The organism is Arthrobacter sp. SLBN-112 (assembly GCF_006715225.1).
In the GTDB taxonomy this organism is placed as follows: domain Bacteria; phylum Actinomycetota; class Actinomycetes; order Actinomycetales; family Micrococcaceae; genus Arthrobacter.
Genome location: NZ_VFMU01000001.1, coordinates 3,862,358 through 3,887,565 on the forward strand (window position 1 = coordinate 3,862,358; position 25,208 = coordinate 3,887,565).

Here is a 25,208-nt window from a genome sequence, read left to right on the forward strand (position 1 = left end):
GCCAGGAGGATGCGGTAAATTCGAAAGGTACCGCAGGACGTCAGGTGAAGGAGGCCATGCGTGGTTCGGGGTGGCCCCAAGCTTGATCACGGGCGGCGCAGGGAACTCGGGCAGAGCTTCCAGGACGGCGGCAGGCACTACCAGCGCGTCCGGCCCGGATACCCGCAAGAGGCGGCCCGGTGGCTGGTACCCGCCGATGCCCATGATGCCCTCGACGTGGGTGCCGGCACCGGAAAGTTCACCGCCTTGCTGCTGGACATGGGGCTGCACGTCACCGCCGTCGACCCCTCCGCGGACATGCTCGCCCAACTCACGGAACATTATCCGGCCGCCACGGCCGTGCCGGGGACTGCCGAGGCGACCGGGCTGCCCGACGCCCGGTTCGACGTCGCCACCGTCGCCCAGGCGTGGCACTGGTGTGACCCCCTCGCGGCAAGCGCCGAACTGGCCCGCGTCCTGCGCCCGCAGGGAACCCTCGGCCTGGTCTGGAACCAGCTGGACACCTCTGTCGCCTGGGTGCACCGCCTCTCCCGGATCATGCACGCAGGCGACGTGTACCGGCCCGGCCACAAACCCGTCGTCGGACCCGAATTCCAAGGCCTCGAAGGGCACGTCACCCACTGGCAGGACACGGTGACCACCAAGGACCTGATGGAACTCACCAAGTCCCGCAGCTACTACCTCCGCGCCGGCGAGGCAACCCGTGCCAAGGTCCTGGCCAACCTGGACTGGTACCTGCACGAACACCTGGCCTACGCCCCTGACCAGGAAATCGACCTGCCCTACCTCACCCTGGCCTGGCGGGCGGCCAAGGCATGACGGTGCATCCCATAGCGCGCCTGCAGAGCCGGTAGGCTTGACAATGTGAAGACCAGCGCGCCCTCCTCCTCAATCGAGGATTACGTCAAGGTCATCTATTCGTTCACGGAATGGCAGGACAAGCCCATCACGTCCACCCAGCTTGCGCAGCGCCTGGGGGTGGCCAATTCCTCGGTGTCCGAGATGGTCCGCAAGCTCAAGGACCAGGGGCTGGTGGACCACAAACCCTACAGCGCCGTCACGCTGACCGAGGACGGCCTGCGGCTGGCCCTGGCCATGGTCCGGCGCCACCGGTTGATCGAGACCTACCTTGTCCAGCGGCTCGGATACAGCTGGGACGAAGTCCATGATGAGGCAGAACAACTCGAACACGCAGTGTCGGACACGTTCATCGAACGGGTCGCCGCCAAGCTCGGCAACCCAAAGCGTGACCCGCACGGCGACCCCATTCCCACTGCCGACGGGCAGGTGCTGATGCCGCGCGCGCACCTCCTCGCCGAACTGGACCAGGGCCATGCCGGCAGGATCACCAGGATCAGCGACGACAACCCGGAGCTGCTGCGCTACCTTGCGGCCCAGGACATCGACCTCGACGCCGATGTCGAGGTGGTGGGGCGCCGGCCCTTCGGCGGCGCCCTGGTGGTGCGGATCGGCGCTTCGGGCGGCGCCCGCGAGTTTGACCTCGCTGACGAAATCGCCGCCGCGCTGTGGGTCTCCAGCGACGCCCCGCACCCCGGCTGCACTCTGGACGGTCCCTGACGTGGCGATGCCCACCGGCCGCGCGTGGCTGGCTGTCGCCGTCGGCGGCCTGATCGGCAGTGAGCTGCGCTACGGGCTGGGGCTGGCGTTTCCGGACGTGCCCGGCTCGGTCCCGTGGGCCACGCTGGCCATCAACATCAGCGGCAGTTTCGTCCTCGCAACGCTGACCACCGTCTGGATGGCACGCCCGCATACGGCGTTCTGGCTGCGAGCCGGGATAGGGCCGGGCCTGCTGGGCTCCTTCACCACGTTTTCAGCGGCGATTTTCGCCTCGGACCAGTTGGCCCGCGCAGGTGCACACCCCGTTTGGATCCTGTATCTGGGATTGTCACTGGGTCTCGGTCTGGCGGCTGCCGGCCTGGGCTGGCGTTCCGGAAGGCTTATTGCCCGGAACCTCGGGCTGCAATGATCACGGCAGCCCTGGTGGGAGTCTTTGGCGTGGCCGGCGCACTCCTGCGGTTCGCGATCGACAGCTGGTTCGCGCACCACAGCAGCATCCGCAGCGTCCGCACGGCTGGCCATGCGGCACTGCACTGGCCCTGGGCCACGCTGGTGGTCAACGTTGTGGGGTGCTTCATCATCGGCCTGGCACATGGGCTGACTGCCAGGCTTGGACTGGGCGCGGAATGGCAGGTGGGCCTGGCCACGGGACTGGCCGGCGGACTCACCACCTTCAGCTCGTGGACCACCGCCACCATCCGTTTGCTCAGCGAAGCCCGGTTCGGTTCAGCGGCCCTGAACGTGGCAGTCAACCTGGGCCTTGGGTTTGCCGCCGCGGCCGCGGGGATTGCGCTGGCCGCCTAGGGACACCGTTTCCGGTGACGTTCCGGCCGGCGATTTGGCGGCCTCCCGTATGGTGGAAGGTGATGATCAGCAGACGCGACGCCGCAATAACCCTTGATGTTCCCCTCGAAATGGCGCAGCGCCACGGCCTGCCGAAATGGATGACGGAGGCCGAACTCCGCGGCATCCTGGACAATCCTCCGCCCTGGCTGGTGCAGTCGCGCGCCAACCGGACCGGCAAGCGGCCGGTATGGGTGCACCTGGAATGCGCCGTCTGCGGTTACGAGGAGGCGGCCCGGCCCAAGAAGTGGTGGCCGGACTTCACCTACGTGGTGTGCAGCCATCATGCGCCGTCCGATGTTCCCGACGTCCGCCCCGGCCGCGTCCGCAGCGAGTACGACGGCGTGGGGTCGCGTTTCGTGGGCATCGCGGACGTGGAAGCGCCCCCGGCTGGCCCTTAAGCCCGCCCCGGTGCCGTGCCCGATGACGCGATCGATGGCTGCCTGCTGACGTGCCCCGGTGACGTGCCTGCACACGGCCGGGCCGCCGTCGTGCATCAAGCCGGGCCGTTGCCCGTCATTTCCTCCGGGACAGCGGTGAGGTGCAGCTCGGTACCGTCACGCAGCACGGCCACATCGAGCGGCTCGCCGATGGCATCGGAAAACAGGAGCCGCTGCAGGCTTTCGGCGTTGCTGACGGGGCGGCCTCCGGCGGTGACAATAATGTCGCCTGCGGACAGGCCTGCCTTGTCGGCCGGCGAACCGGACAGCACTTCGACGATGCGGAGCCCTTCCCGCCGCCCGCTGCGGATCACGGCGCTCGGGTTGAGCTGGATAGGGGTGCTCACAAGCCCCAGGTAGGCGCGGCGCACCCTCCCGTCCGACAACAGTGCGGAGATGATCCTGCGGGTGGTGGCGTTGATCGGGATGGCCAGGCCCAGGCCGGCGCCGGCCACGGCGGTGTTGATGCCAACAATCCTGGCATGGCTATCCGCCAGCGCTCCACCGGAATTTCCGGGATTCAGGGCAGCATCTGTCTGGATGACGTCCTCGATGACCCGCCGGTTGCCGCCCGACCAGACCGGGATGGCCCGGCCCAGGCCACTGACCACGCCCGCGGTCACTGAACCCGCCAGGCCCAGCGGATTTCCGACGGCGACCACCAACTGGCCCACGCGCAGCGTCTCTGCCGCGCCGAATTCGGCGGGCGGCACCTTGGGCCGCGAACCGTGGACCACGGCGAGATCTGACAGGGGGTCGGCTCCCACCAGCTCCAGGTCCATCCGGCTGCCGTCTCCGAACGCGGCAAAACCGTGCCGGGTGCCGGCCACGACATGTGAATTGGTGAGCAGGTAGCCGTCCTGCGTGAAGAGCACCGCCGAGCCCGCGCCCACCCTGACCCTGCCGTTGCCCCTTTTTGCGGTCATTTCGATCGCTGCCACGTGCGGCGTAACGGCTGCTGCCACCCGCATGACGGTTTGCGAGTACGAGTCCAGGACGTCCTCGTCCCCGGTGGGTATGGGTTCCCGCGCCTGGTCCATGACGCACCTCCGGCTTGGTGCCGCTTCCGGCAATGGCATGCCCTTTACGGGCCTTATGGGACACAACAATGGATGGGCCGGGTCCACTCCCGGAACAGCTACGCCTTGGGTGAACGCCGGCATTGCGGTGGGCAGCACCTGTCGCAGGCTTTAGGATCGGAGCATGACTGACTCCCCCGCAGGGTCTCAAACAGAAATACTGAACGCCGAGGAATGCTGGCGGTACCTTCGGTCCTCCTATATCGGCCGGCTGGCGGTCATCAACGGTGACATTCCCGAGATTTTTCCCGTGAACTTTTCCGTTACCGGAGAAACCCTGGTGTTCCGCACGGCACCCGGGACCAAGCTTCGGGCCCTGCTCCGCGGCACAGTTGCCGCCCTGGAGGTGGACGGACTCAACCCGTATGCCACGGAGGTCTGGAGCGTTGTTGCCAAAGGCAGGCCACAGCCCTTTGATGAAACCACCATGCGCCTTCCGGCCGGCGACGCCGACCGGGAACCGTGGGAGCCGGGGATCAAGGACCATCTGGTGGCCATTACCCCCACTGATGTCACGGGCCGCCGGTTCCCGGTCAGGCCGCGTTCCCGCTGGTGGCCGCCCGTCGATTTCTCAGCCGACTGGCTGTAGCGGCCGCCTAACCTGATCAGGCCTTGCCTCCTCAGGACTTGAGGATCACCTTGAGCGCCTTGGTTTCGGCGGCCCGGGAGAACGTGTCGTAGGCATCAAGGAACTGGTCGAACCCAAAATGGTGGGTGGCGAATTTTTCCGCCCTGATCTTTCCCTGGGCCACCAGCTTAAGCAGCATGGGGGTGGTGTTGGTGTTCACCAGCCCCATGCTGATGTTGATGTTCTGGATCCAGAGGTTTTCCAGGTGCAGCTCCACCGGCTTTCCGTGCACTCCAACGTTCGCTACGGATCCGCCAGGCCGCACGATGTCGGTGCACATGGCAAATGTTCCCGGGACGCCGACAGCTTCGATGGCCACATCGACACCCTGTCCGCCTGAAAGGGCCAGGACCTGTTCCCGCCAGTCACTGCTGCCGGAAAGGACCGTGTCCGTGGCGCCGAACTCCCTTGCCTTCTCCAGGCGGTTGGGGTCGAGGTCGATGGCCACAATGGTGGCCGCGCCGTACAGTCCTGCGGTGGTGATCGCTGCCAGGCCCACGGGACCCGCGCCCACCACGGCAACGGTGTCGCCGGGCTTCACCCGGCCGTACTGGACGCCGATCTCGAATCCGGTGGGAAGGATATCGGAAAGCATCACGGCCTGTTCGTCGCTGACCCCCGAAGGCAGCAGGTGCAGCGAATTTTCGGCATAGGGCACCCGGACGTATTCGGCCTGTGTCCCGTCGATCAGGTGTCCGAAGATCCACCCGGTGCCTTCCTGCCCCTCACTCCCCAGGCAGTGCGAGTAGAGGCCCGCCTTGCAGTTGGCACAATGGCCGCATGACTTGATGCACGAGATGATCACGCGGTCGTTTACCTTCAGTCCGGTCACCGAAGGACCCGTTTCCACCACCGTTCCCACTCCTTCGTGGCCCAGGATCCGGCCTTTTTCGACGGCGGGAACGTCGCCCTTGAGGATATGCAGGTCTGTGCCGCAGATCGTGGTGGTGTCGACTTTGACGATGACGTCGCCGGGTTGCTGGATCCGGGGGTCCGGAACATCCGTCCATGACTTGTCACCGGGTCCGCCGTAGACGAGAGCTTTCATGCTGTTTTTCCTTACTGTGGGGAGGGCTTCGGCGTTGTTTGCTGGCCGGCCTGCGGGGTTTGTTGACGGGCGGGTTGCTGGTGAACGGGCTGGGTACCGCCGGACGGTGGAACACCGGGACCTGCTGTGGGTGCCTGTGTTACCTGAAGTTTGGCCAGATGCAGGATTCCGAGCACCAGGAACAGCCCAGAGAGCCCAAGTGCGGGCAGCAGGGCGGCCATGCTGGGCTCAGCGCCGAACAGGGGTTTGACCATTTCACCCACCGCCAGCGAAAAGATGAGGGTGAAGCCGAGGACGTACAGGGCCGGCAGGAGCAGCAGCCCCGTACGGTGGTTCCGGTAGGTCAGGAGGGACAGGACCAGGAATGCGGGCATGATGAAGCAGAGGTCCAGGATGAAGACCGAGTAGAGGGAATCGATTTGCTCGCCGCTCCGCATCAAGGGCAGGAGCATCATGATCCAGAGGGGGTAGAAGATCAGCGGCTGGAGGATGGCACCGGCGGCCGACACAATTCCCAGACCACGGGGAAGGGAGACGAATGGCGCGTCCCGGCCCATGGTGGCCCCGGCAGTGAGCATGGCCCAGAACGACAGGGCGAAGACAGCCATGTAGAACAGGTACAGGCCGTTGTAGGTCCGCTCAATGACATAGATTCCGTAAGCGTAGAACAGATAGCCAAGCAGTCCCATGGCCACGATCTGGTGTTTGGCCCTGTCCGGCCTCGCAGCCCATGCCAGGTACAGCAATCCGACCCCCGCTGCCACGGACAGCAGGTCCTGGGAGTAAGCACCGGGGATCAACTCGCGGGAGACGACGCCATCGTAGATCTCCGGCCGCCATATTCCGGTTCCCGCAGCGGCCAGCGCCAGCAGACCGGCAACCGCCCACAGCAGGCGGCTGGGGAACAAATGCGTCAGCATGGCCACCTCTCGCTGGAAGCTCCGGGTTTCCCTGGCGTCCCCACAGACTCCCACTGAGCCGTGCGGGCCCCAAGGGCCATAGGTCCTTCCTTTGAGGCCGGGCCTTTATGCCCTTACGGGAGGCAGGAGAGTTGCCTACGCTGTGCCCTATGACTGAGAAAACGAACGTGCCCGTACCGGAAATCCTTGACGCGGACGAGTGCTGGAACCTCCTTTCCCAAAGCGGGGTTGGGCGCCTTGCCGTCATCGCCGATGGCCATCCGGATGTTTTTCCCGTTAATTACAAGGTGGACGGCCGCACGCTGGTTTTCCGCACCGGCGCAGGCACAAAGCACCAGGCCCTCCAGTCGGAGGCCACCGTGGCCCTGGAAGCAGATGCGGTCAGCTCCCAGTTTGGCCTTGCCTGGAGCGTGGTGGTCAAGGGAACGGCAGCTGAGGCGACGCCCACAGGCCCTGACCTGGATGACGTCCGGCGGGCGTTGTTTCCGTGGCAGGGCGTGGGGCAGGAGCACTTCATCCGCATCACCCCTGAGTCGATAACGGGGAGGCGCTTCAGCGTGAACGCGCCGCTGCTGTGGCAAACCCCGCTGGATGACGCAACCCGCGCCGGTTTCGAATAAGCCATCCCGGACGGGAGGCATTGTGCGCGCCTGGTGGGTGAACGGGCCGGGCCCCATCTCCGCCCGTCCGCTGGTTCAGGGGCTCCGTGACACTCCCACGCCTGCGGCCCACGAACTGCTGGTGGAAGTGACTGTCTGCGGTGTTTGCCGCACGGACCTCCATCTAGCGGAAGGAGACCTGGCCCCGCACCGTCCGCACACAGTGCCCGGGCACGAGGCAGTGGGCGTCGTCGTTGAAACAGGGGCTGGCTGCTCCCGTTTCAGGACGGGTGACAGGGTGGGCGTCGCGTGGCTTGGCGGCGTCTGCGGCACGTGTGATTACTGCCGTCGCGGTGACGAAAATCTATGCCTTACGCCCCTCTTCACGGGCTGGGACCGGGATGGCGGCTATGCCGAGTATCTGACGGTTTTGGAGGACTTTGCCTACCGGCTGCCGCCTGGATTCCCGGACGAACAGGCAGCGCCGCTGCTGTGTTCGGGCATCATCGGCTACCGCGCGCTGAAGCGCGCCGCCCTCCCGGTGGGTGGCCGCCTTGGTATTTACGGCTTTGGCAGCTCGGCCCATATCACTGCCCAGCTGGCGCTCAAACAGGGTGCCTCCGTGTTTGTCATGACCCGGTCTGAAGATGCGCGGCTGCTCGCGCTGGAGTTGGGGGCGGACTATGTGGGGGAGGCATATGACCAGCCCCCGGTGCCGCTTGATTCCGCCATTCTTTTTGCACCGGTGGGGGACCTTGTCCCGGCCGCGCTGCGTGCCCTGGACCGTGGTGGAACCCTGGCCATCGCCGGAATCCACCTGACCGACATCCCGGTACTTAATTACGGCAGGGAGCTTTTCTTCGAACGGCAGCTGCGGAGCGTCACGGCCAATACCCGCGCTGACGGCCGTGAGTTCCTGGCCCTCGCGGCGAGGCTTTCCCTGGCCCTCACCACTACGGCGTACCCGTTCAAGGCTGCGGACCAGGCACTGGAAGACCTGGCAGCCGACAGGATTACCGGTTCGGCGGTCCTGCGGGTACGGCCGGAACGCTAGTCGCCTCGCCGCCACCGCACCTCCCCTGCTTCAACCGAACAGGACGGCGGCCTCCTGATACCGGGCTTCCGGGACCACCTTCAGCTCTCCCAGCGCTTCCTCCAGTCCGACGTTGACGATGTCCGTGCCCCGCAGCGAAACCATGGTGCCCCACCTGCCGGCCGCGGCGGATTCGACGGCCGCGAGGCCAAGCCTGGTGGCGAGGACACGGTCGAAGGATGTAGGTTCGCCGCCGCGCTGGATGTGGCCCAGGACAGTGGCCCGCGTTTCGATGCCGGTCCGTATCTGCAGTTCCCCTTCCAGGAGCAGCCCGATGCCACCGAGGCGCGGCCGCCCGAAAGTATCCAGGCCGCGGGGCGCGTAAGGTGCCGCGTGCCCCTCGGGAGCAAAGGCCTCGGCCACCACCACAAGGGGTGCCCTGCCACGGTCACGCGCTGACAACACCCAGGAACAGACCTGGTCAAGGGACACCGGATGTTCAGGTATCAGGATGGCGTGCGCGCCCGTCGCCATCCCGGAATGCAGTGCAATCCAACCCGCGTTGCGGCCCATGACTTCGGCCACCATGCAGCGGTGGTGCGATTCACCGGTGGTCCGCAGCCGGTCGATCGCCTCGGTGGCGGTCTGGACCGCAGAATCGAAGCCGAAAGTGTAGTCCGTGGCGCCGAGGTCGTTATCGATGGTCTTGGGCACTCCCACCACGTTGATGCCTTGTGCACAAAGCTCCTGTGCCGCCGCCAGTGTCCCCTCTCCCCCAATGGCAACCAGGCCCTCGAGTTCGTTGTTCCGCAAGCAGGCACGGACACCATCGATGCCGCCACCCAGCAGAGGATTGGTCCGCGAGGTGCCCAGGATGGTTCCGCCCAGGCGCGAGATCCCGCGGACACTCGTCCGGGGCAACGGGACAACGTCCTGCTCCAGGACGCCCCGCCACCCGTCCTTGAACCCCAGGAATTCGTAGCCATGCGCAATGTCCCCGGCCAGCACTGCTCCCCGGATCACGGCGTTCACGCCCGGGCAGTCACCACCACTGGTAAGGATTCCCAGCCGCTTCACGGCGCCACCACCTCCGAGGTCCTGGCAGGCAACGGGAAGTGCAGGGTCTGGCCGGGAGGAAGGACTTCAACGATGCCGTGCACCTGCACCTTGATCGGCCCGGCGTCCCCGGGGGCAGAGGCGATGCTCATGTCTTCCCCCTTGAGGTGCACGCGGAGGCGGTGCCCCCGGTACAGGACCTCAAAAGCGACGGCGCGCAGCCCTGTGGGGAGGTTTGGGGCGAACAGGATGGTGTCACCGCTGAACCGCAGCCCCGCAAAGCTGCGCTGCACCACGTCGATGGTTCCTGCCATCGCGCCCAAATGGATACCCGCGCGCGTGGTGCCGTGCTGGGTATCGTCAAGATCGGCGTCGAGCGCCTCGCGGAAGCTGTCCCACGCACGGTCCGCGTCCAGGCCGGCAAGGACGGACGCGTGGGCAACCCTGCTCAGCGTGGACCCGTGCGCGGTCCTGGCCAGGTAATACTCGATGGTTTTGTTGAGTTGTTCATGCGTAAAGCCATACTGCAGCCGTTGAAGGGTGGCGGCGAGCCCTTCGTGGCCCAACAGGTAAGGGAGCATCAGGACATCTGCCTGTTTGGCCAGCTTGTAGCAGTTGGTGGTGTCATCCTCTGCTTCCAGGATGAGGTCCAGCCGCTCGATGTCGCCGTACCTGTCCCGGTAATGCTCCCAGTCAAGTTCCTTCAACCCCCCGTATCCCTCGAACTGGCTGATGACGCCGTCATCATGAAACGGGACGTACATCGCCGTTCCCATGTGCGACCATCCCGCGGTTTCCTCTTCCGTGACGCCCAGGCGTTCCATGAGTCCGGCGCGCTCGCTGCCGTGGAGGAAGTCCATGATTCCTCCTGCCTGGGAGCAGACCCAGGCCGCCATGACATTGGTGTAGGCGTTGTCGTCCAGGCCCGGTATGTCGGTGCCTGGGTAACCGGTATGGTACTCGTCCGGTCCCACGACGCCGCGCAGGTGGTACCGGCCGCCTTGCTGGTCGTAGTCCGCCAGTGAACGGAAGAACCGGGCAACCTCGACCACGAGTTCAGCCCCTTTCTGGAGGAGCCAGATCTTGTTCCCGGTGGCCTGGAAATACTGCCAGGCATTGAAGGCGACGGCCAGTCCCGAGTGCACCTGCAGGTGCGAGTGGTCCTTGACCCACCTGCCGGACCTGTCGTTGTACAACCATTTTGGTGTTTCCTCGGTTCCGTCGCTGGCGCTTTGCCAAGGAAACTTTGCCCCTGCCAGGCCTTCCAGAGCCGCGGCCTGCCGGGCGGCGGGAAGCCGCCGCCACCTGTAATCGATCACGGACCTGGCAACCTCAGGCGTCTTTGAGGTCAGTACCGGCAGGACAAACAGCTCATCCCAGAAGACGTGGCCACGGTACCCCTCGCCGTGGAGTCCGCGCGCAGTCACGCCGGCGTCCAGCTCGGCCGTGTGGTGTGTCAACGTCTGAAGCAGATGGAAGATGTGCAGGTTCAGGACCAGGCGAACCTGGACCGGGGCATCGATCTCCACCAGGAAGGGACGCAGTTCGCGCCGCCAGGCCTCCTCGTGCGCGGCCAGCAGCGAGTCGAAGTCACCACCAGTACGCTCCAGGACAGCACGGGCTCCCGTCTCCGGCGAGGAGATGGCACGGTCACGGGACGTCACTACTGCCACCGTCTTGGTGATCCGCACTGCGGTGCCGGCATCAAGCGGCAGCAGAAGAGTTTGGAAATGGAAGCCTCCTCTTCTGCCATCCTCAATTGCCGCCGGGTTCGCGGAGACGTACGTTCGATAGGCCGCGGCGATCCGGATGAGGCTCTGTGTGGTTTCCACTTCGACGACGGAAGCAACGTCCTGGAGGCGCTCCGGGCTGGAGCGGCGGGAGGCCGTCCTGTCAGCCAGGTGGAGGTCGGAGCCTTGGGCAGGTTCGGGCAGGTTCGCGTTGCGGACACCGGCGTTGACCCCGCTGCGTACTTCCACCTCCCCGCTCCAGCCCAGGGCGGTGATCACCGTCTCCAAGACCAGCAGATGGGGTTCAGCCATGGAAACGAAGCGGGTCTGCACCACTTCCAGCCGGCGGTGGTCGGCGCTCTCCAGCAGCAGCCGGCGCTCGAGCACTGCCCGTTTGAGGTCAAGGAACCTGTGCTCGCGGACCGGGCCCATCCCGCCTTCGGACCACCACTGCTGGCCGGCCAGGCGCAGATCGAGCGGGAGGCAGTCGGGTGCGTTGACCATGTGCTCTTCCAGCAGCGTCTCACCAGCTGCCCTTACCTGGACACGGTTGTAGACGCCGGCGAGGTACATTCCCGCGTAGCTGAAATTCCCGCCTTCGGGCGCCGCTCCCCGGACGCCCATGTAGCCGTTGCCCAAGGTGGTGAGGGCCTCCCGATGGCCCTCGTGTGCGGCGTCGAAGCCTTCATAAACCAGGTGCCAGGCATTGCCGATGACCTGTCCCAGGTCCAGCTCCCCCACATCGTTGAGGACAGTGTCGGCGCCGGCCGCCTCCAATTGCCGGCGGTTGCCGGTGCGGTCGATTCCAACCACGAGGCCGAAGCCTCCCTGCCGGGCTGCCTCAACCCCTGCCGTCGAATCCTCGACCACCACGGCGTGCGGTGGGGCCACGCCCAGCCGTGCTGCGGCCTCAAGGAAGATGTCCGGCGCCGGCTTTCCGCGCAGGCCCAGCCGTGCCGCCGTCGTTCCGTCCATCACTGCCCGGAAGAGATCCTGGATGGCCGCCGCTTCCAGGACCACCCCGGCGTTGCGGCTTGAGGTGACCACCGCCGTAGGCACTGCCGCCTCTTTGAGCCTCCGCAGCAATTCAAGGGTCCCCGGGTAACTCTGGACGCCGTCGGCCCGCAGGTGCTGCAGGAACAGCTCGTTCTTCCATGCGCCCAGGCCGAACCCGGTCCAGGTGCCCGCTTCATCCGTCTCCTGTCCCTTTTCAACCTGCACTCCCCTGGCGGCCAGGAACCGCACCACCCCCTCCTCGCGCGGCATACCGTCAATGAAGGTAAGGTAGTCCGCCCTGCTGAGCGGGGCGCGGTTGGCGTCCAGAGGCACTCTTGGATCATGCAGGATGCGCTCGAACGCGTCTTTCCAGGCAGCTTGATGGACCAGCGCCGTGTTGGTGACCACGCCGTCCAGGTCGAAAATGACGGCATCAAAGGGTGGCCTGGCAGCAGCGGCGGTGGGAGACCCGATCATAGGTCAGTGGTACCAGCAAGCGCCCGTTCCGGACAGGGCCGTAGGGCCCGGCGCCGGCTACGCTGTGTCCGGATGGGATGCCCGCCCCACGTGGTTCCACCATGTCAGGGGCGAGGTGATGGTGAAGCGCCTGCCTGTTATTGAGCTGGGCTCGATCCGGACGTAGTGGTCCTTTTCACCGGCTTGCCAGGGAAAGAGCGTCAGCGCGGCCCCGGTCAGCAGTTCCTCCGAGGCCTCCAGGATGACGGCCTTGCCTTTGACCAGGACGCTCCATGCCTTGGCGTCATCGTGGCCGTCGGCTTCGAGGGCGACGGCGAGCGGTCCCCCGGCTGCCCGCAGTTTTGTTCCTTCGCCTGTGCGGAAAACCAGGGACTGCTGGTCAACCTTGTAGTTCACGGGAAAAACCTCCGGGTACCCGTTCACCAGAACTGCCAAGTGGCCAACGGACACACTGCGCAGGAGGTCCCAGCACGTTCCGGGATCCAGGACTTCCGTGGGCGTTTGGGGCGGGTCGTTGTGCATGCTGTCGAAGGTAATGACACGGCCGCTCCCCCGCTAGAGCATTTAGGCCCGCCGTGTATTCCGGGGCGGGCCGCTTGTGGGAGAGGGCGTCCCGTGCCGCAGGTCACCTCGTTGCAGGGCAAAGAAAAACACCCCGGTCCGAAGACCGGGGTGTTACCGATGACTCGAGTCATCCGTGAAGGATGTCCCGACTCACCGCAAGGGTGGAGATGGGGGGAATTGAACCCCCGTCCGATGTCGTGTTGTCAGGGCTTCTCCGGGCGCAGTTTGCGTCGGATTTTCTCGGCCCCAGTCATGCTGCAAACAGCTGGCTGATCCGGGCCCAGTCATCTAAAAGTCCCGTTTACTCCGATGACGGGAGCAAACAGCAGTGGCTATCTAAATGACGCCAGGATCCGGGGCGATAGCAACCCCGGGCTGACGGACTGTCTTACTGCTTAGGCAGCAAGAGCGAAGTCAGTGCGCTTAGATTCGGCACTTATTGGTTTGCAGAAAGCGTTTACGAGATAATTCTGCATCCTCGGCCCGCTTCACCTGTCGCGACTAACACCGTCGAAACCGATCATCCCCGTATTTTGTTACCAAACCGGCTGGAAAGCCTGCCGGACTACCCATACTAACGCATCATTCAGGGAATTCATTCCCGCCTAGCGGCGGCGGTTGCGCTCCCGCATTTCCCGCTGCGCTTCGCGGTTGTCCTGCTGTTCGCGGAGGGTCTGCCGCTTGTCGTACTCCCGCTTACCGCGGGCCACACCGATTTCCACCTTCGCCTTGCCGTCCACAAAGTAGAGCTGGAGGGGAACAATCGTGTATCCGGACTCCCGCACCTTGTGGGAGATCTTGATGAGTTCTTCCCGGTGCAGGAGCAGTTTGCGGCGTCGGCGGGCCGCGTGGTTGGTCCAGCTGCCCTGGTTGTACTCGGGAATGTGGATGGCTTCCATCCACAACTCGTCGTTGTAGAACGTGCAGAATCCGTCCACCATGGAGGCGTGGCCCTCGCGCAGGGACTTCACTTCGGTGCCCATCAACGCGATGCCGGCCTCGTAAGTGTCCAGCACGTGATAATCGTGCCGGGCCTTGCGGTTGGTGGCCACCACCTTACGGCCACTTTCTTTAGGCACGGGAAAACTCCTCGGGTTTCAGGTCGGGTGCCTCCGGGCCTGCGGCGCGGAGCTATATCAGTCTACGGCAGCAGTGCCTGGCCCCTAGAGCAGGCCCATGGGGTCGACGGCAGCGCCGTTGAGCCAGGTTTCGAAGTGGGCGTGGCAACCCGTGGAGTTGCCGGTGCTGCCGGAGTAGGCAATGAGCTGGCCCTGGGAGACTCTTTGCCCATTCGAGACCACGATGCTGGAGTTGTGGTAGTAAATGGTGGTGAGCGTGTTGCCCTGTGCCAGCCCGTGGTCAATCTTGACGCGCCAGCCGCCGCCATCGGCCGAGTTCCAGCCTGAGCTGAATACTTCACCGGCAGCTGCAGCGTACACGGGGGTGCCGCAGGCAGCACCAAAGTCGATTCCGGTGTGCATGTATCCGCCGGTGCCGTAGAAGTCGATGGTTCCAGGCGGAGTGGTGCGGTACCCAAAACCGGAGGTGATGGGTATGCTGCCGTCGAACGGGTGGCGAAGGCCAAAGGCCGACGGCGATCCGGCAGCGGGCGGGACGTACGGCGGGGCGGGCGGTGCCGGGCGGTTCGCGGCGGCTGCCGCAGCAGCTGCCGCAGCAGCCGCTGCGGCGGCCTGCCTGCGCTGTTCGGCTTCCCACGCCTCGCGGGCCCTGCGGTCGCGTTCGGCGATTTCATTCGCCACCTGGTTCTGGTTGGCCTGGACACCGGCCAGTTGCGCCTGGATGCCGGGCTTGGCCGCCTGGAGCTCAGCGTCAAGGCGGGTGGTATCCGCAATCAGCTGGTCGACCTGGGCCTTCTTGGCGGCGGCTTCGTCACGTGCGGCCTTCTCCCGCTCCAGCGCGGCGTCGGCCTTGGCCTTGAGGTCCTTGATCTCGGCTTCCACGGCCTGAAGCCGTGCCTGCGAGTTGACGTTGGTTGCGTTCTGCTGGCTGAGCTTGTCCATAGCCGCGTTCTGGCTGCGCATGGCCTGGTCGGCGAGGTCCATGGTTTCGGTCAGGCTGCTGCCGCTGTTGGATCCGAAGAAGAGCGACAGGTTGGAGGGCACGCCGCCGGATTTGTAGGCCTGGGTGGCAATCTGGCCGATCAGCTTCTTGGTGTCGGCGATCTTCTGCTTGTCCGTTTCCAGCTGCTGGGTGATCTTGGCCTTGTTCTGCTGGGCCATGTCCACGCGGGCCGACAGTGCTTCTACTTCCTTGACGGCGCCGGCTACGCGTCCCTGTGCCTCCAGGAGCGCCTGCTGGGCGCCGGGCAATTGGCCCTGGTAGATGACCAGATCACCGGCGGCCTTTGCGATCCTGGAATCGACGAACTCAAGGGACGCCTGGACGCGGGCAGCTTCGGCCTCGAGCGCGGCCTTGCGGTCTTCGAGGTCGTCCGCAAACGCGACGGGAGTGGCAAGGGCCATCCCGGCTGAAAGGATGACGGTGAGCACGCCGCTGACGATCCCCAAACGGCGGGCAGCAGACCGCCCTCGGCTGCGCCGGGGGCGGGGAAAGTTTTGATCAGTCAGGTTCATGGGCATTCCTTGGTCGGTGTGCACAGCCTAAACGCGCAAATATCTGCGTAAGGTCAAGAGAGACGAAATTCCTGCCAAGGATCCGCCAAGGATCAGCAGCGCCGGCACGAGGATCAGGGTCTGGCCGGATGAGATGAAGGCCGTATCCGGGTACTGCCGGGACATGTAGTCGCCCAGGAAGAAATGCGCTACTGCCCACAGGGTGCCCGAGGCGAGGGCGGCACCGATGACGGCTGCTATGACGCCTTCCAGGATGAACGGCAGCTGGATCACGGTCTTCGAGGCACCCACCAGGCGCATGATCCCGGTCTCGCGGCGCCGGCTGAACGCCGAGAGCCTGATAGTGGTGGCAATCAGCAGGATCGCGCAGACGATCATGACACCGGCGATGCCGACCGCCACCAGGGAGGCCCCGTTCATTACCGAGAAGAGGCGCTCAAGCAGCTGGCGCTGATCAATTACCGTCTCCACACCAGGCTGCGAAGAGAACGTCTCGCTGATTATCTGGTACTTCTCCGGGTCCTTCATGTTGATCCGGAACGATGCCGGCAGCTGGTCCGGCGTCACGGAATCAACGATGGGCGAGTTCGAAAACTGGTCCTTGAAGTGCTTGTAGGCCTCATCCTTGGACTCGAACTGGAAGTCGTTGATGTACTGCGCCACTGCCGGAGATTCAAGGAGGGCGTTCAGGCCCTGTTGCTGTTCAGGGGTGACCGGCCCGGAAGCGCAGCCGGGCGCCGTCGAACCTTCACTGCACAGGAAGACGGCAACCTGGACCTTGTCGTACCAGTAGCCCTTCATCTGGTTGATCTGCATCTGCAGCATCCCGGCCGCACCCACGAAGGTGAGGGACACGAACGTCACCAGGATGACCGAGACCACCATGGAAAGGTTGCGGCGCAGGCCGCTGCCGATCTCCGAAAGGATGAATGCGAGCCTCACCGCTGGGCCTCGCCTTCAGCGCCGTTGCCCGGCAGACCGCCGTCGGGCGCTTCCCTGCCGCTGGCGTCCTTCAGCCGCCTGGACTGGCCGACGACGGGGATCATCGACGTGTACAAGGCCTTGGCTTCGTCACGGATCACCACGCCGTTCCTGAGCTCAACCACCCGCTTGCGCATCTCGTTGACGATGTCGTCGTCGTGCGTGGCCATTACCACGGTGGTTCCGTTCTGGTTGATCTTGTCCAGCACCCCCATAATGCCCATGGACGTGGTGGGGTCCAGGTTTCCGGTGGGTTCGTCTGCGAGGAGGATCCCGGGCCGGTTGACCACGGCTCGGGCGATCGCCACGCGCTGCTGCTCGCCGCCGGAAAGCTCGTGCGGCATGCGGTGTTCCTTGCCTTCCAGGCCGACGGTCTTGAGGACTTCCGGGACCGTGTCGCGGATGACGCTCCGGCTCTTGCCGATGACCTGCATGGCGAAGGCTACGTTGGCGAACACGTTCTTTTGGGGCAGGAGGCGGAAGTCCTGGAAGACGACGCCGATGCCGCGGCGAAGGCGCGGAACCCGCCAACTGGAGATCTTGGCGACGTTCTGGCCGGCGACGTAGACAGCGCCGGACGTTGCACGGTCTTCCTTCAGCACAAGGCGGAGGAACGTGGACTTTCCGGAGCCGGACGCGCCCACGAGAAAGGCGAATTCGCCGCGGTCAATCTCAAGGTTGATGGAGTCCAGCGCCGGGCGGGCTTTCTGGTCGTAAACCTTGGTGACATTTTCGAATCGGATCATGGCCCTAAGTACCCTGCAGGGCATGGCTGATTCATGTGATGCAGCCCAGTTCTGCAGCCGGTGCACGGGTTTTCGTTTGGGGAAAGTAGGGCCCCGGCCCCTCGACTATACGCAGGATCCCTGGCGGTTGGGCCCGCTTTCGGGGGCGTGTCGCCGGATCAGCCGGGGCCGGCCGGCCTGGCGGGTTACTTGTCCTTCCCTATAATGGGTGGCTGTGCCCTCAGACAGCCCGCCTGTTTCAGGAGCGTCCATCGTCCCCGGCAGGAAAGGCCCTTTGTGCGCGTCCTTACGATCATTCCCACCTACAACGAACTGGAATCGCTGCCCAAGACGCTCCAGCGCCTTCGGAAGGCCGTTCCGGCGTCGGACGTGCTGGTGGTTGATGACAACAGCCCCGACGGCACCGGCCAACTTGCCGACGGATTCGCCGCCGAGGACTCCCAGGTCCACGTCCTGCACCGCAAGGGCAAGGAAGGCCTGGGCGCCGCCTACATCGCCGGCTTCAAGTGGGGCCTGGACGCCGGCTACGACGTCCTCGTCGAGATGGACGCCGACGGCTCGCACCAGCCCGAACAGCTTCCCCAACTGCTCGAAGCCGTGGATCAGGGCGCAGACCTGGCCATGGGCTCGCGCTGGGTTCCCGGCGGCAGCGTGGTCAACTGGCCGCTGTACCGCCAGGCGATCTCCAGGATCGGCAGCACCTACGCCCGGCTGATGCTCGGCCTGCGGATCAAGGACGTCACCGGCGGCTACCGGGCATTCCGCAGGACCACCCTGGAAAAGCTCAACCTGGACCAGGTTGACTCGGTGGGCTACGGCTTCCAGGTGGACCTGGCATGGCGCGTGGCCAAACTGGGGCTCCGCATCGAAGAACGCCCCATCACCTTCGTGGAACGCGAACTCGGCGCCTCAAAGATGAGCGGCAACATCGTGATCGAGGCAATGGTGAACGTCACCCGCTGGGGACTGGCAGCCCGCTGGAACACCCTGACCCAGCGTCCCCGTGGTGAGCAAAAGTAATTTCAGGCCGGAACACGCAAAAGGAACTGCCCCGACACTTTTGATGCCGGGGCAGATCCTTTTTCGAGCTGAGGCTCCAGCTCATATGGGAGCCCAAATCAGTTGCTGTTACCGGCGTTGCGGTTGTCAGTACGCCAGCGGATGCCCGCGTCGATGAAGTCGTCGATCTCGCCGTCGAACACTGCCGACGTATTGCCCACTTCGTGTTCCGTGCGCAGGTCCTTGACCATCTGGTAAGGGTTCAGGACGTAGGAGCGCATCTGGTCACCCCACGATGCTTTGACATCGCCGGCCAGCGCCTTCTTCTCCGCATCCTCCTGCTCCTTCTTCAACAGGAGGAGCCGGGACTGCAGAACACGCATGGCGGCGGCGCGGTTCTGCAGCTGCGATTTCTCGTTCTGCATGGACACCACGGTGCCGGTGGGAATGTGGGTAAGGCGGACCGCAGAGTCGGTGGTGTTGACCGACTGGCCACCGGGGCCGGATGAGCGGAATACGTCCACCCTGATCTCGTTGTCCGGGATTTCGATTGAGTCGGTCTGCTCGATCAGCGGGATGACTTCCACGGCCGCGAAGGACGTCTGGCGGCGTCCCTGGTTGTCGAAGGGGCTGATCCGGACAAGGCGGTGGGTTCCGGCTTCCACGCTCAGGGTGCCGTACGCATAAGGAGCCTTCACCTCGAAGGTGGCCGATTTGAGCCCGGCTTCCTCCGCGTAGGAGGTGTCCATGACCGTTGTGGGGTAACCGTGCCTCTCCGCCCAGCGGAGGTACATGCGCATCAGCATCTCGGCAAAGTCTGCAGCGTCCACTCCTCCCGCTCCGGCGCGGATGGAGACGACGGCTTCGCGTTCGTCGTATTCGCCGGACAGCAGGGTCACCACTTCCAGGTCCTTGAGGGCTTTCTTGACGGACTCGAGTTCAGCCGCGGCCTCCCCCATGGAGTCCGCGTCGTCCTCGTCCTGCCCAAGCTCCACCAGGACTTCGAGGTCGTCAATCCTGGATGCCAGGTTGGTGAGGCGCTCAAGTTCGGACTGGCGGTGGGAAAGCCGGGAGGTGATTTTCTGCGCGGCTGCAGGATCGTCCCAGAGGTCCGGCTCCCCTGCCCGCTCGCTGAGTTCGGCGATGTCTTCCTTGAGTGTCTCCACGTCGCTGACGCGTTCAATGGACTCGTAGGTGGCGCGAAGCGCGCGGATTTCAGCGGAAAAATCAATATTGGCCATGGTGGTTTAAGCCTACGCTATCGCTGGATACGGCCACGCTTGGGAGCGTGCCGGCCCAATGGCCCCGCATCGTGCCTGCCTCCTCATGCTCAACGCGGGTGTTTGGCTCTGCCGGTGCGTGATTCAGCGGGTCAGGCGCGAGCGCGCCGTGGACGTCGCCTCGATGCGGATACCGTCTGGAACGAGGAAGTTCACCACAGGCGGGTGCACGGCTGCAGTGAGGACCACGACGGCGGTGGAACCGTCCGGCGTACCCGTTGCCCCAGTGACGGCAAGACCGGAGAAACGCTGCGAGGCAGGACTTCTTGCGACGAAATCGGCAGCGACATTGCGGACGCGGGCGGGACTAAGGACAGCCGAGGGGCTTCCGCCCTGGGACGTGACTTCACCCAGTGTGTAGCTGTCGGCCGCCGCCAGCGAGGCGCCGTCCGCGAGGGACAGCAGGCGCTTGTGCTCCAGATAAACAGCAGATATACCGACGACGACCGTCGCCACCAAGAGCGCCAGGACGATGTAGCCGAGGATCATCACCATCACCTGGCCGCCCTCATCCGGTTCGCCGCGATTCACCGATACCTCCCCACCAGCTGTGTGGAGGACGCCTCCACCTCCGTGGCGGACAATCCATCCGCAAACGGTATGAACGGCAGCGGCACGTTCAGCCTGACAGTCACCGTTACCGCCGTTCCGGCGGCCTGGCAGTTGGCCGGGCTGCAGCTGGTGGTCATGCTGGCCATTTCTGCAGCGTGCCCGAAGTCGGAGAGGGCAAGGGCCACGGCCTGCTCAGCAGCTGCCTGGGCGGCGGGGGCATCGGGCTGTGCCACATAGACCTTGGCAGCCTGATCTGCGGCGCCCACCACGGCGAATGAGCCGCCTTGGATTTGGCCGACGGTGATGACGAAGTACACCAGCGGAACCATCAGCAGGAGTGCAAGGAACGTGAATTCGACGACTGCACTTCCGTCCTCTTGACTGCACTCTTGGCACTCATACACGAAGCCCGGCTCCGGGTGCTCCCGCTGGGAATGCCTGGGGCGCTTGATAGTGTCATCCACTCGTGTGCCCCCGGGACCCTCCCTGCAGAGCGCTTGCGCCAGGCGGGTGCGGAACGAAAAAGCACTGGAACCGGACTGGGCATGGGAGCAGGGCAATGGGCGGGCGCTGAACGGATCAGGGCTGAACAGCCGCATGCCCTTTCACCTCCAGCATGTCCCGTGGGCCAATGAACCCGATAACCGGCATTGGAGACCGGACGATTACTTCCAAAGTGCGCATGCCCTGGACCGTTACTTCCTGCGTACTGACCTGTTCGGCAAACCCCTCGTTCAGGGCCATGCCAATGAGGCTGCGGGTCCGTTCCCGGGCATCGGAGGCATTACGGTCAGCGAGTGTCCCGTACCGTGCACCAGAGGCCGCAGCATCGATGAGTGTGTTCCGGACGTGCAGAACCAGGGTCAGCTGGATGATCGCAAGGAAGAACATTGTCAGCAACCCGCCAACGAGGACGAAGTCCACCACGGCTGAACCCCGCTCGCCCGGCCCGGACAGCTTGGGCTGCACCGGCCCGTGAGCGGATATCACCATGGCTCAGCTTCCAACCTTGTCCATGGCCTGGTTGAACATGCTCTCCAAAGCGGGCCCAGCGAGCGCCAGGAGGGCTGCAACCAGGACGGCGGACATCAGGGTTATCATCACCCATCCCGGCACGTCACCGCGCTCGGGATTATCCTTTGTGCTTGCCCGAAGCGGCTGGAAGCCTTCATTGAGATGCCAGCCTGTATGCCGGCTCGCCCTGGCGGTGCGGGGCACTTTTAGCTGCACTGTGGCCGTAAGGCCAAGAAGCAGCAGCAGACAGCGGGTTCCCATGTTTTGCATCTTGCGTCCTATTCCTGGTTCCTAGAGTGGCTTTTGGTAGATGAAACAAATTCGGGCTCCGGGTTTTTCTCCTGTCAGAAGCCCAGATTGATGGCCGCGAGGCCGGGGAAGACAGCAAACACAACGGTCAGGGGAAGCACTCCGAAGACCAGCGGCACCCTGGTTGTGCAACGGTTGTATTACGAGTGCGCGGAAGGCTGCCTTCATAAGGCGTTCTGGTAGATCATCGACAACTACGCAGACGAGTGAGGGGTCTTAGAGCCTGTGGATTACCGCTAAAAGGCCGGGGGCAGAAATCCCTTCAATCTCGCGGAAAGCGGAGGGATACAGCGTAGAAGCCCTTGTGGATTTCCCAGAGCAAAGTTCCACATCGGAACATGAAGTGCGGGAAATAGCGCACCCCGATTGTAGGGTTGTGGATAGCAGCAAAACCCGCTGCCGCGATGGATACAAATCGACCCCGCCATTGGGGCTCTGAGGGCAAGTCAGAGCTTGGCGGGGTCGTATTTGGCCGTCGCATCCATCCCGACCCCTGCTGTGTCTACGAGGAGTGTGAAGGAATACCTAGGAATGTTCTAGCTCCTCAAACAATACATGAACCAACCTCACCCAGCCATGAATGTGCGGCAACGAGGTCAGGATCATGAGCGAACACCGCAGGGTCGTCTATCCCTCTCTCGAAAGGAGAAGGAATGGCACCAGCCAGCGACCGCAACTACTCAGTCCCCCCACGGCCACCAAGGCTTGACCAGATCTGCACGGTCATAAAGACCCTGGCAGCTGCGGCAACACCGATAATCGCCTGGCTCAGTTACGAGTACATGTCACGGCACTAGGTGGTAGTAGCTAGCAGGGTCCCTCGCCTTTACGCAGGGGACCCTGCTACGCGTGCACCATTTGCGGATCGCATCAATGAATCACCTTGTTAAACATCGATGGACAGCTTCTCTGATTCCAAAAGCAGTTCTTCCTGCCCAGTGAGCTTGGCATACGCGCGGAAAAGGACCTTCTGTCGGTCATCCATGGTGGATAGGGCCGCCTTGGTGCTGAAGACTCGGTCGACTGCCCTATCCACGGCTTGATGCGCTTTCAGCAACTCCGGCGGCATGGATAGGGGGTTGTACATGGTAGCCAGGCTCGAAGAGGGATGATTTTCCCTTGCCTTAATGACGAGTTGTGCTGCATCGACAATTGCCTGACGCTGCTTTGGCGTAACTTTCGGGAAGGGAAAAGTGTTGTACGTATAAGTCCCCGAGAAGCGCGGATCTGATTTCAGCCTGCCCCCGATCGCCTTCATCCAGCCGATAAACATGGACGAAGAAAGCACGCCCATAAGGAAGCCGTCTACATCTTCCGCCATAAAGGCCAAATTGCTTAAGATGATGTCCGGTTCCAGTTGGGCAACAGTGAAATAAGGTCGGTTGTGGCTGACGACGCTCGGGATCGCTAAGTACGGCCTGTTGATATGACGAACTTCCCCAAATCGCCAAGGGACGGATGCCAGTTTGTTTGTCGCCGCCCGATCGCTGTCCTCCCTGGCCGTCTTTACTGCCTTCACTCTTTCAGTGAGAACAGGGCTTCGCTGAATATCGGGGAGATCCTGCGCTTCTATCCATAGGCACCACCGGGGCAGCTTATTCACCAGTTCCTTTGACCCCCAAAAAGGACGAACATGCTCTGCCGCGATAGGGTCGGCCATGACGGATTCGTAGTCTTTGGGCAAGACCACGAGATGCCCTCCGTCGTTAGGCATGTTCCCGAATATGGCTGGGGGAAAGTCCGGACACAGCGGACTGTTGCGTTTCTTCACCAGAACAACCGGACCGTCCGCGAGGTAGGGATTTATACGCGTTGCATCAACTGGCGTCCCTTCTCCTCGTGAGTTCTCCGGATATATCCAGAGGGTCGGCTTAGGCGTCTTCGCTTTATCGAACCCCAGTATCGAGACGTGGACTGCGGCTTTACCCTTGGCTTCAGAGTCCCATTGCAGCGATCGGTGAGCAAACCGGCAACGCCAGCCCGCTTCAAGAATTGGCCGCCACAAGTCCGCGACAGGCTCGCCCTGACAGATGGAATTAGTAGATACAAAGGCCCACTGGCCATCCACGTCGCCATAGAAGTCGAGGGCCTTTTTATACCAAGCGGTGACGAAGTCGAAGTTGGAATTGAGCTGCTTACCCCAAACCAACTCCATGTCTTTGCGCTGTTCCTTACTAATTGTCCGAGCGCCGTTGAAGGGAGGGTTCCCGAATATGATCGTGTCTTTGCTCTTCGGCACGACCTCGTCCCAGTTCTGATGAAGGGCGTTGACATTCCTGATGTCTGCCGTAATTGTGATAGGAAGTCGATCCGGCATATCCCCGAACTCTTCGGCGAAGCGGAGATTTGCTTGGTGGTCGACCATGAAGAAGGCGGCTTCCGCTATTTTCGCTGGCCATTCGTCAATCTCCAGCCCATGAAATTGATTAGGAGAAACGCGAAGCAGATGCACATAGTCGATAGCGGAAAGGATTCCCTGCCCAGTTTCCTCCCTCAGCTTCACCATGACTTCCAGCTCCAGATCCCTCATCTCGCGATAGGCCAGCAGCAAGAAGTTTCCACATCCGCACGCAGGGTCCATGAATTGGAATCGTCCAAGCGATTTGTGGAAAGACTCCAGCGCCGTCACGTTTGTTCCGCACGCGAGGAACTTCTCTCGAAGGGCGTCCAGGAATAAGGGACGAATGGTCTTGAGGATGTTCTCCTCCGAGGTGTAGTGCTCACCGCCAGACCTGCGCTGTTCGTCGTTACGGACTGTCTGAAACATGGAGCCAAAGATGGCAGGACTGATCTGTGCCCAATCAAATTCGCTCGCCGTCAGGAGCTTTACCCTCATCTCCGGACTGAAGGTTGCTATACCGATCGGCTCCTTGAAAAGACCACCGTTCACGTAGGGAAAGCCCTTTAACGCGTGATCCAAATAGGGCGAACGTCGATCGACCGGGCGATCAAGAACCTGGAACAGTGAAGCCAGTTGCGGTCCCGTGTCCGTTCCATCCGGTGAGGTGCGTGCGCTGATGAAGTCGTTGAACAGTTTGCGCTTCCAGAGACCGGTATCGTCGCCAAAGAAAAGGAACAAAAGTCGAACCATTAGCACTGACGTCTCGTGCTCATCAAAGCCAGTCTGAGCAAGTTCCTCATAGAGTTCGCCCATGAGGGCAACGGCCTTTTGGTTGGCCTCGACTTCCTCAGCAATGACTTTGTCGCGCTGATCCGTCAGAAAGCCAAACCTGTCGATCTGCTTGGCTAGATCAGCCGTGTTAAAGGTTTCTAATGCAGTCCCGTCGCCGTCCAGCCGCTTAATGCGAATCGTCTTGAAGTCGGACATCACAAGGGCGCGAGGCAGTTGGTGGTCCGGAATGTTAGGCAAGTAGTCCAACGCTTGGAAGGTCGCCTTATCCAGGTCCTTGCCTTCAGACTTCTGCTCCACGAGCAGTACCCCGGGCCAGAACATGTCGATGAAGCCAACACGATTCGTGGATGACTTCTTGATGGCGTGTTCAAATGAAGCGTTTACCCGCTTCCGGTCGATTCCGAAGACCGTAAGGAAGTCATTCCAGAACGACTGAGACTCGCCTTTCTCGTACGTTGTGCCCTTCCAGCGCGTGGCAAATTTTTGTGCCCTGCGCTTCACTTCGTTCCGAGAAAGTGCCTTCTCCATAGATTTTGTCCCCTTGACTTACCGCATGCGGCCCAACCAGCCACTCGACTTAGTTTAGGGGCCAAGCCTGAGTCAGCCGCG

The 25,208-nt window shown here is 63.3% G+C and carries 26 protein-coding genes and 1 other RNA gene; 10 read left to right on the forward strand and 17 right to left on the reverse strand.

The window, feature by feature from the left end; all coding sequences use genetic code 11:
- Positions 1-60 precede the first annotated feature (60 nt).
- The 5 genes from FBY33_RS17760 to FBY33_RS17780 all read left to right on the forward strand — a co-directional run bounded on the left by FBY33_RS17760 (position 61) and on the right by FBY33_RS17780 (position 2,822).
- A complete protein-coding gene (locus tag FBY33_RS17760) occupies positions 61-819 on the forward strand; it encodes a class I SAM-dependent methyltransferase (RefSeq protein WP_142031668.1) in 759 nt (252 codons plus the stop codon).
- A gap of 45 nt (positions 820-864) precedes the next feature.
- Complete coding sequence (locus FBY33_RS17765) at positions 865-1,578, forward strand: metal-dependent transcriptional regulator (RefSeq protein ID WP_142031669.1); 714 nt, start codon at positions 865-867, stop codon at positions 1,576-1,578.
- A 7-nt stretch (positions 1,579-1,585) separates the two neighbouring features.
- Positions 1,586-1,987 carry a fluoride efflux transporter FluC gene (locus tag FBY33_RS17770; RefSeq protein ID WP_142033016.1) on the forward strand — a complete coding sequence of 134 codons (402 nt, stop codon included), beginning with the start codon at positions 1,586-1,588 and terminating at the stop codon, positions 1,985-1,987.
- Positions 1,984-2,382, forward strand: coding sequence for a fluoride efflux transporter FluC (locus tag FBY33_RS17775; protein ID WP_142031670.1), 399 nt, complete (start codon positions 1,984-1,986; stop codon positions 2,380-2,382). Before FBY33_RS17770 ends, FBY33_RS17775 begins: the two co-directional genes overlap by 4 nt.
- Before the next feature lie 62 nt (positions 2,383-2,444).
- Positions 2,445-2,822, forward strand: a complete 378-nt coding sequence (locus FBY33_RS17780; protein ID WP_142031671.1) for a hypothetical protein — start codon at positions 2,445-2,447, stop codon at positions 2,820-2,822.
- A 95-nt stretch (positions 2,823-2,917) separates the two neighbouring features.
- On the opposite strand, the gene FBY33_RS17785 is transcribed toward FBY33_RS17780, so the two are convergent.
- Positions 2,918-3,901: a S1C family serine protease gene (locus tag FBY33_RS17785; protein WP_142031672.1), complete on the reverse strand. Its 984-nt coding sequence runs from the start codon at positions 3,899-3,901 to the stop codon at positions 2,918-2,920.
- Between the two features lie 163 nt (positions 3,902-4,064).
- Between FBY33_RS17785 and FBY33_RS17790 the strand changes: the two genes are divergently transcribed.
- The gene (locus FBY33_RS17790) at positions 4,065-4,529 is read left to right on the forward strand and encodes a pyridoxamine 5'-phosphate oxidase family protein (RefSeq protein ID WP_142031673.1); all 465 of its coding nucleotides are present in this window, start codon (positions 4,065-4,067) and stop codon (positions 4,527-4,529) included.
- Between the two features lie 31 nt (positions 4,530-4,560).
- On the opposite strand, the gene FBY33_RS17795 is transcribed toward FBY33_RS17790, so the two are convergent.
- Positions 4,561-5,616, reverse strand: a complete 1,056-nt coding sequence (locus FBY33_RS17795; RefSeq protein ID WP_142031674.1) for a zinc-dependent alcohol dehydrogenase family protein — start codon at positions 5,614-5,616, stop codon at positions 4,561-4,563.
- Between the two features lie 11 nt (positions 5,617-5,627).
- Positions 5,628-6,536 carry a hypothetical protein gene (locus FBY33_RS17800; protein WP_235010607.1) on the reverse strand — a complete coding sequence of 303 codons (909 nt, stop codon included), beginning with the start codon at positions 6,534-6,536 and terminating at the stop codon, positions 5,628-5,630.
- 149 nt (positions 6,537-6,685) lie between these two features.
- On the opposite strand from FBY33_RS17800, the gene FBY33_RS17805 reads away from it, so the two are divergent.
- Positions 6,686-7,156: a pyridoxamine 5'-phosphate oxidase family protein gene (locus tag FBY33_RS17805; protein WP_142031675.1), complete on the forward strand. Its 471-nt coding sequence runs from the start codon at positions 6,686-6,688 to the stop codon at positions 7,154-7,156.
- 22 nt (positions 7,157-7,178) lie between these two features.
- Positions 7,179-8,189 carry a zinc-dependent alcohol dehydrogenase family protein gene (locus tag FBY33_RS17810; protein ID WP_200831419.1) on the forward strand — a complete coding sequence of 337 codons (1,011 nt, stop codon included), beginning with the start codon at positions 7,179-7,181 and terminating at the stop codon, positions 8,187-8,189.
- Positions 8,190-8,219: 30 nt separating this feature from the next.
- Here the strand turns inward: FBY33_RS17810 and FBY33_RS17815 are convergent, their stop codons facing one another.
- The 8 genes from FBY33_RS17815 to ftsE form a co-directional block, all read right to left on the reverse strand.
- Positions 8,220-9,245, reverse strand: coding sequence for an ATP-dependent 6-phosphofructokinase (locus FBY33_RS17815; protein ID WP_142031677.1), 1,026 nt, complete (start codon positions 9,243-9,245; stop codon positions 8,220-8,222).
- Positions 9,242-12,427, reverse strand: a complete 3,186-nt coding sequence (locus FBY33_RS17820) for an HAD-IA family hydrolase (protein ID WP_142031678.1) — start codon at positions 12,425-12,427, stop codon at positions 9,242-9,244. The genes FBY33_RS17815 and FBY33_RS17820 overlap by 4 nt, the downstream gene beginning before the upstream one ends.
- Positions 12,428-12,484: 57 nt before the next feature.
- On the reverse strand, positions 12,485-12,949 hold the full coding sequence (locus tag FBY33_RS17825) for a pyridoxamine 5'-phosphate oxidase family protein (protein WP_142031679.1): 465 nt from the start codon (positions 12,947-12,949) through the stop codon (positions 12,485-12,487).
- Between the two features lie 201 nt (positions 12,950-13,150).
- Positions 13,151-13,519, reverse strand: a transfer-messenger RNA (tmRNA) gene (ssrA, locus tag FBY33_RS17830).
- 77 nt (positions 13,520-13,596) lie between these two features.
- Entirely contained in the window at positions 13,597-14,070 is a 474-nt protein-coding gene (gene smpB / locus FBY33_RS17835; protein ID WP_009356865.1) for an SsrA-binding protein SmpB, read from the reverse strand.
- A gap of 84 nt (positions 14,071-14,154) precedes the next feature.
- A complete protein-coding gene (locus FBY33_RS17840) occupies positions 14,155-15,585 on the reverse strand; it encodes a M23 family metallopeptidase (protein WP_142031680.1) in 1,431 nt (476 codons plus the stop codon).
- Between the two features lie 27 nt (positions 15,586-15,612).
- On the reverse strand, positions 15,613-16,527 hold the full coding sequence (ftsX, locus tag FBY33_RS17845; protein ID WP_142031681.1) for a permease-like cell division protein FtsX: 915 nt from the start codon (positions 16,525-16,527) through the stop codon (positions 15,613-15,615).
- Positions 16,524-17,312, reverse strand: a complete 789-nt coding sequence (gene ftsE / locus FBY33_RS17850; RefSeq protein WP_056334926.1) for a cell division ATP-binding protein FtsE — start codon at positions 17,310-17,312, stop codon at positions 16,524-16,526. Before ftsE ends, ftsX begins: the two co-directional genes overlap by 4 nt.
- Before the next feature lie 276 nt (positions 17,313-17,588).
- On the opposite strand from ftsE, the gene FBY33_RS17855 reads away from it, so the two are divergent.
- Positions 17,589-18,332: a polyprenol monophosphomannose synthase gene (locus FBY33_RS17855; protein WP_142031682.1), complete on the forward strand. Its 744-nt coding sequence runs from the start codon at positions 17,589-17,591 to the stop codon at positions 18,330-18,332.
- A 98-nt stretch (positions 18,333-18,430) separates the two neighbouring features.
- On the opposite strand, the gene prfB is transcribed toward FBY33_RS17855, so the two are convergent.
- The 5 genes from prfB to FBY33_RS17880 all read right to left on the reverse strand — a co-directional run bounded on the left by prfB (position 18,431) and on the right by FBY33_RS17880 (position 21,427).
- The gene (prfB, locus tag FBY33_RS17860) at positions 18,431-19,552 is read right to left on the reverse strand and encodes a peptide chain release factor 2 (protein ID WP_142031683.1); all 1,122 of its coding nucleotides are present in this window, start codon (positions 19,550-19,552) and stop codon (positions 18,431-18,433) included.
- A 123-nt stretch (positions 19,553-19,675) separates the two neighbouring features.
- Complete coding sequence (locus FBY33_RS17865) at positions 19,676-20,122, reverse strand: pilus assembly protein TadG-related protein (protein ID WP_235010608.1); 447 nt, start codon at positions 20,120-20,122, stop codon at positions 19,676-19,678.
- Positions 20,119-20,607 carry a hypothetical protein gene (locus FBY33_RS17870; protein WP_442858339.1) on the reverse strand — a complete coding sequence of 163 codons (489 nt, stop codon included), beginning with the start codon at positions 20,605-20,607 and terminating at the stop codon, positions 20,119-20,121. The genes FBY33_RS17865 and FBY33_RS17870 overlap by 4 nt, the downstream gene beginning before the upstream one ends.
- Before the next feature lie 115 nt (positions 20,608-20,722).
- On the reverse strand, positions 20,723-21,136 hold the full coding sequence (locus tag FBY33_RS17875) for a TadE/TadG family type IV pilus assembly protein (RefSeq protein ID WP_142031685.1): 414 nt from the start codon (positions 21,134-21,136) through the stop codon (positions 20,723-20,725).
- Positions 21,137-21,139: 3 nt separating this feature from the next.
- Positions 21,140-21,427, reverse strand: a complete 288-nt coding sequence (locus FBY33_RS17880) for a hypothetical protein (RefSeq protein WP_142031686.1) — start codon at positions 21,425-21,427, stop codon at positions 21,140-21,142.
- 692 nt (positions 21,428-22,119) lie between these two features.
- Here FBY33_RS17880 and FBY33_RS20390 point away from each other — a divergent pair.
- Positions 22,120-22,263, forward strand: a complete 144-nt coding sequence (locus tag FBY33_RS20390) for a hypothetical protein (protein WP_160141971.1) — start codon at positions 22,120-22,122, stop codon at positions 22,261-22,263.
- An 89-nt stretch (positions 22,264-22,352) separates the two neighbouring features.
- Here the strand turns inward: FBY33_RS20390 and FBY33_RS17885 are convergent, their stop codons facing one another.
- Entirely contained in the window at positions 22,353-25,127 is a 2,775-nt protein-coding gene (locus FBY33_RS17885; protein ID WP_142031687.1) for a class I SAM-dependent DNA methyltransferase, read from the reverse strand.
- Between the last annotated feature and the right edge of the window lie 81 nt (positions 25,128-25,208).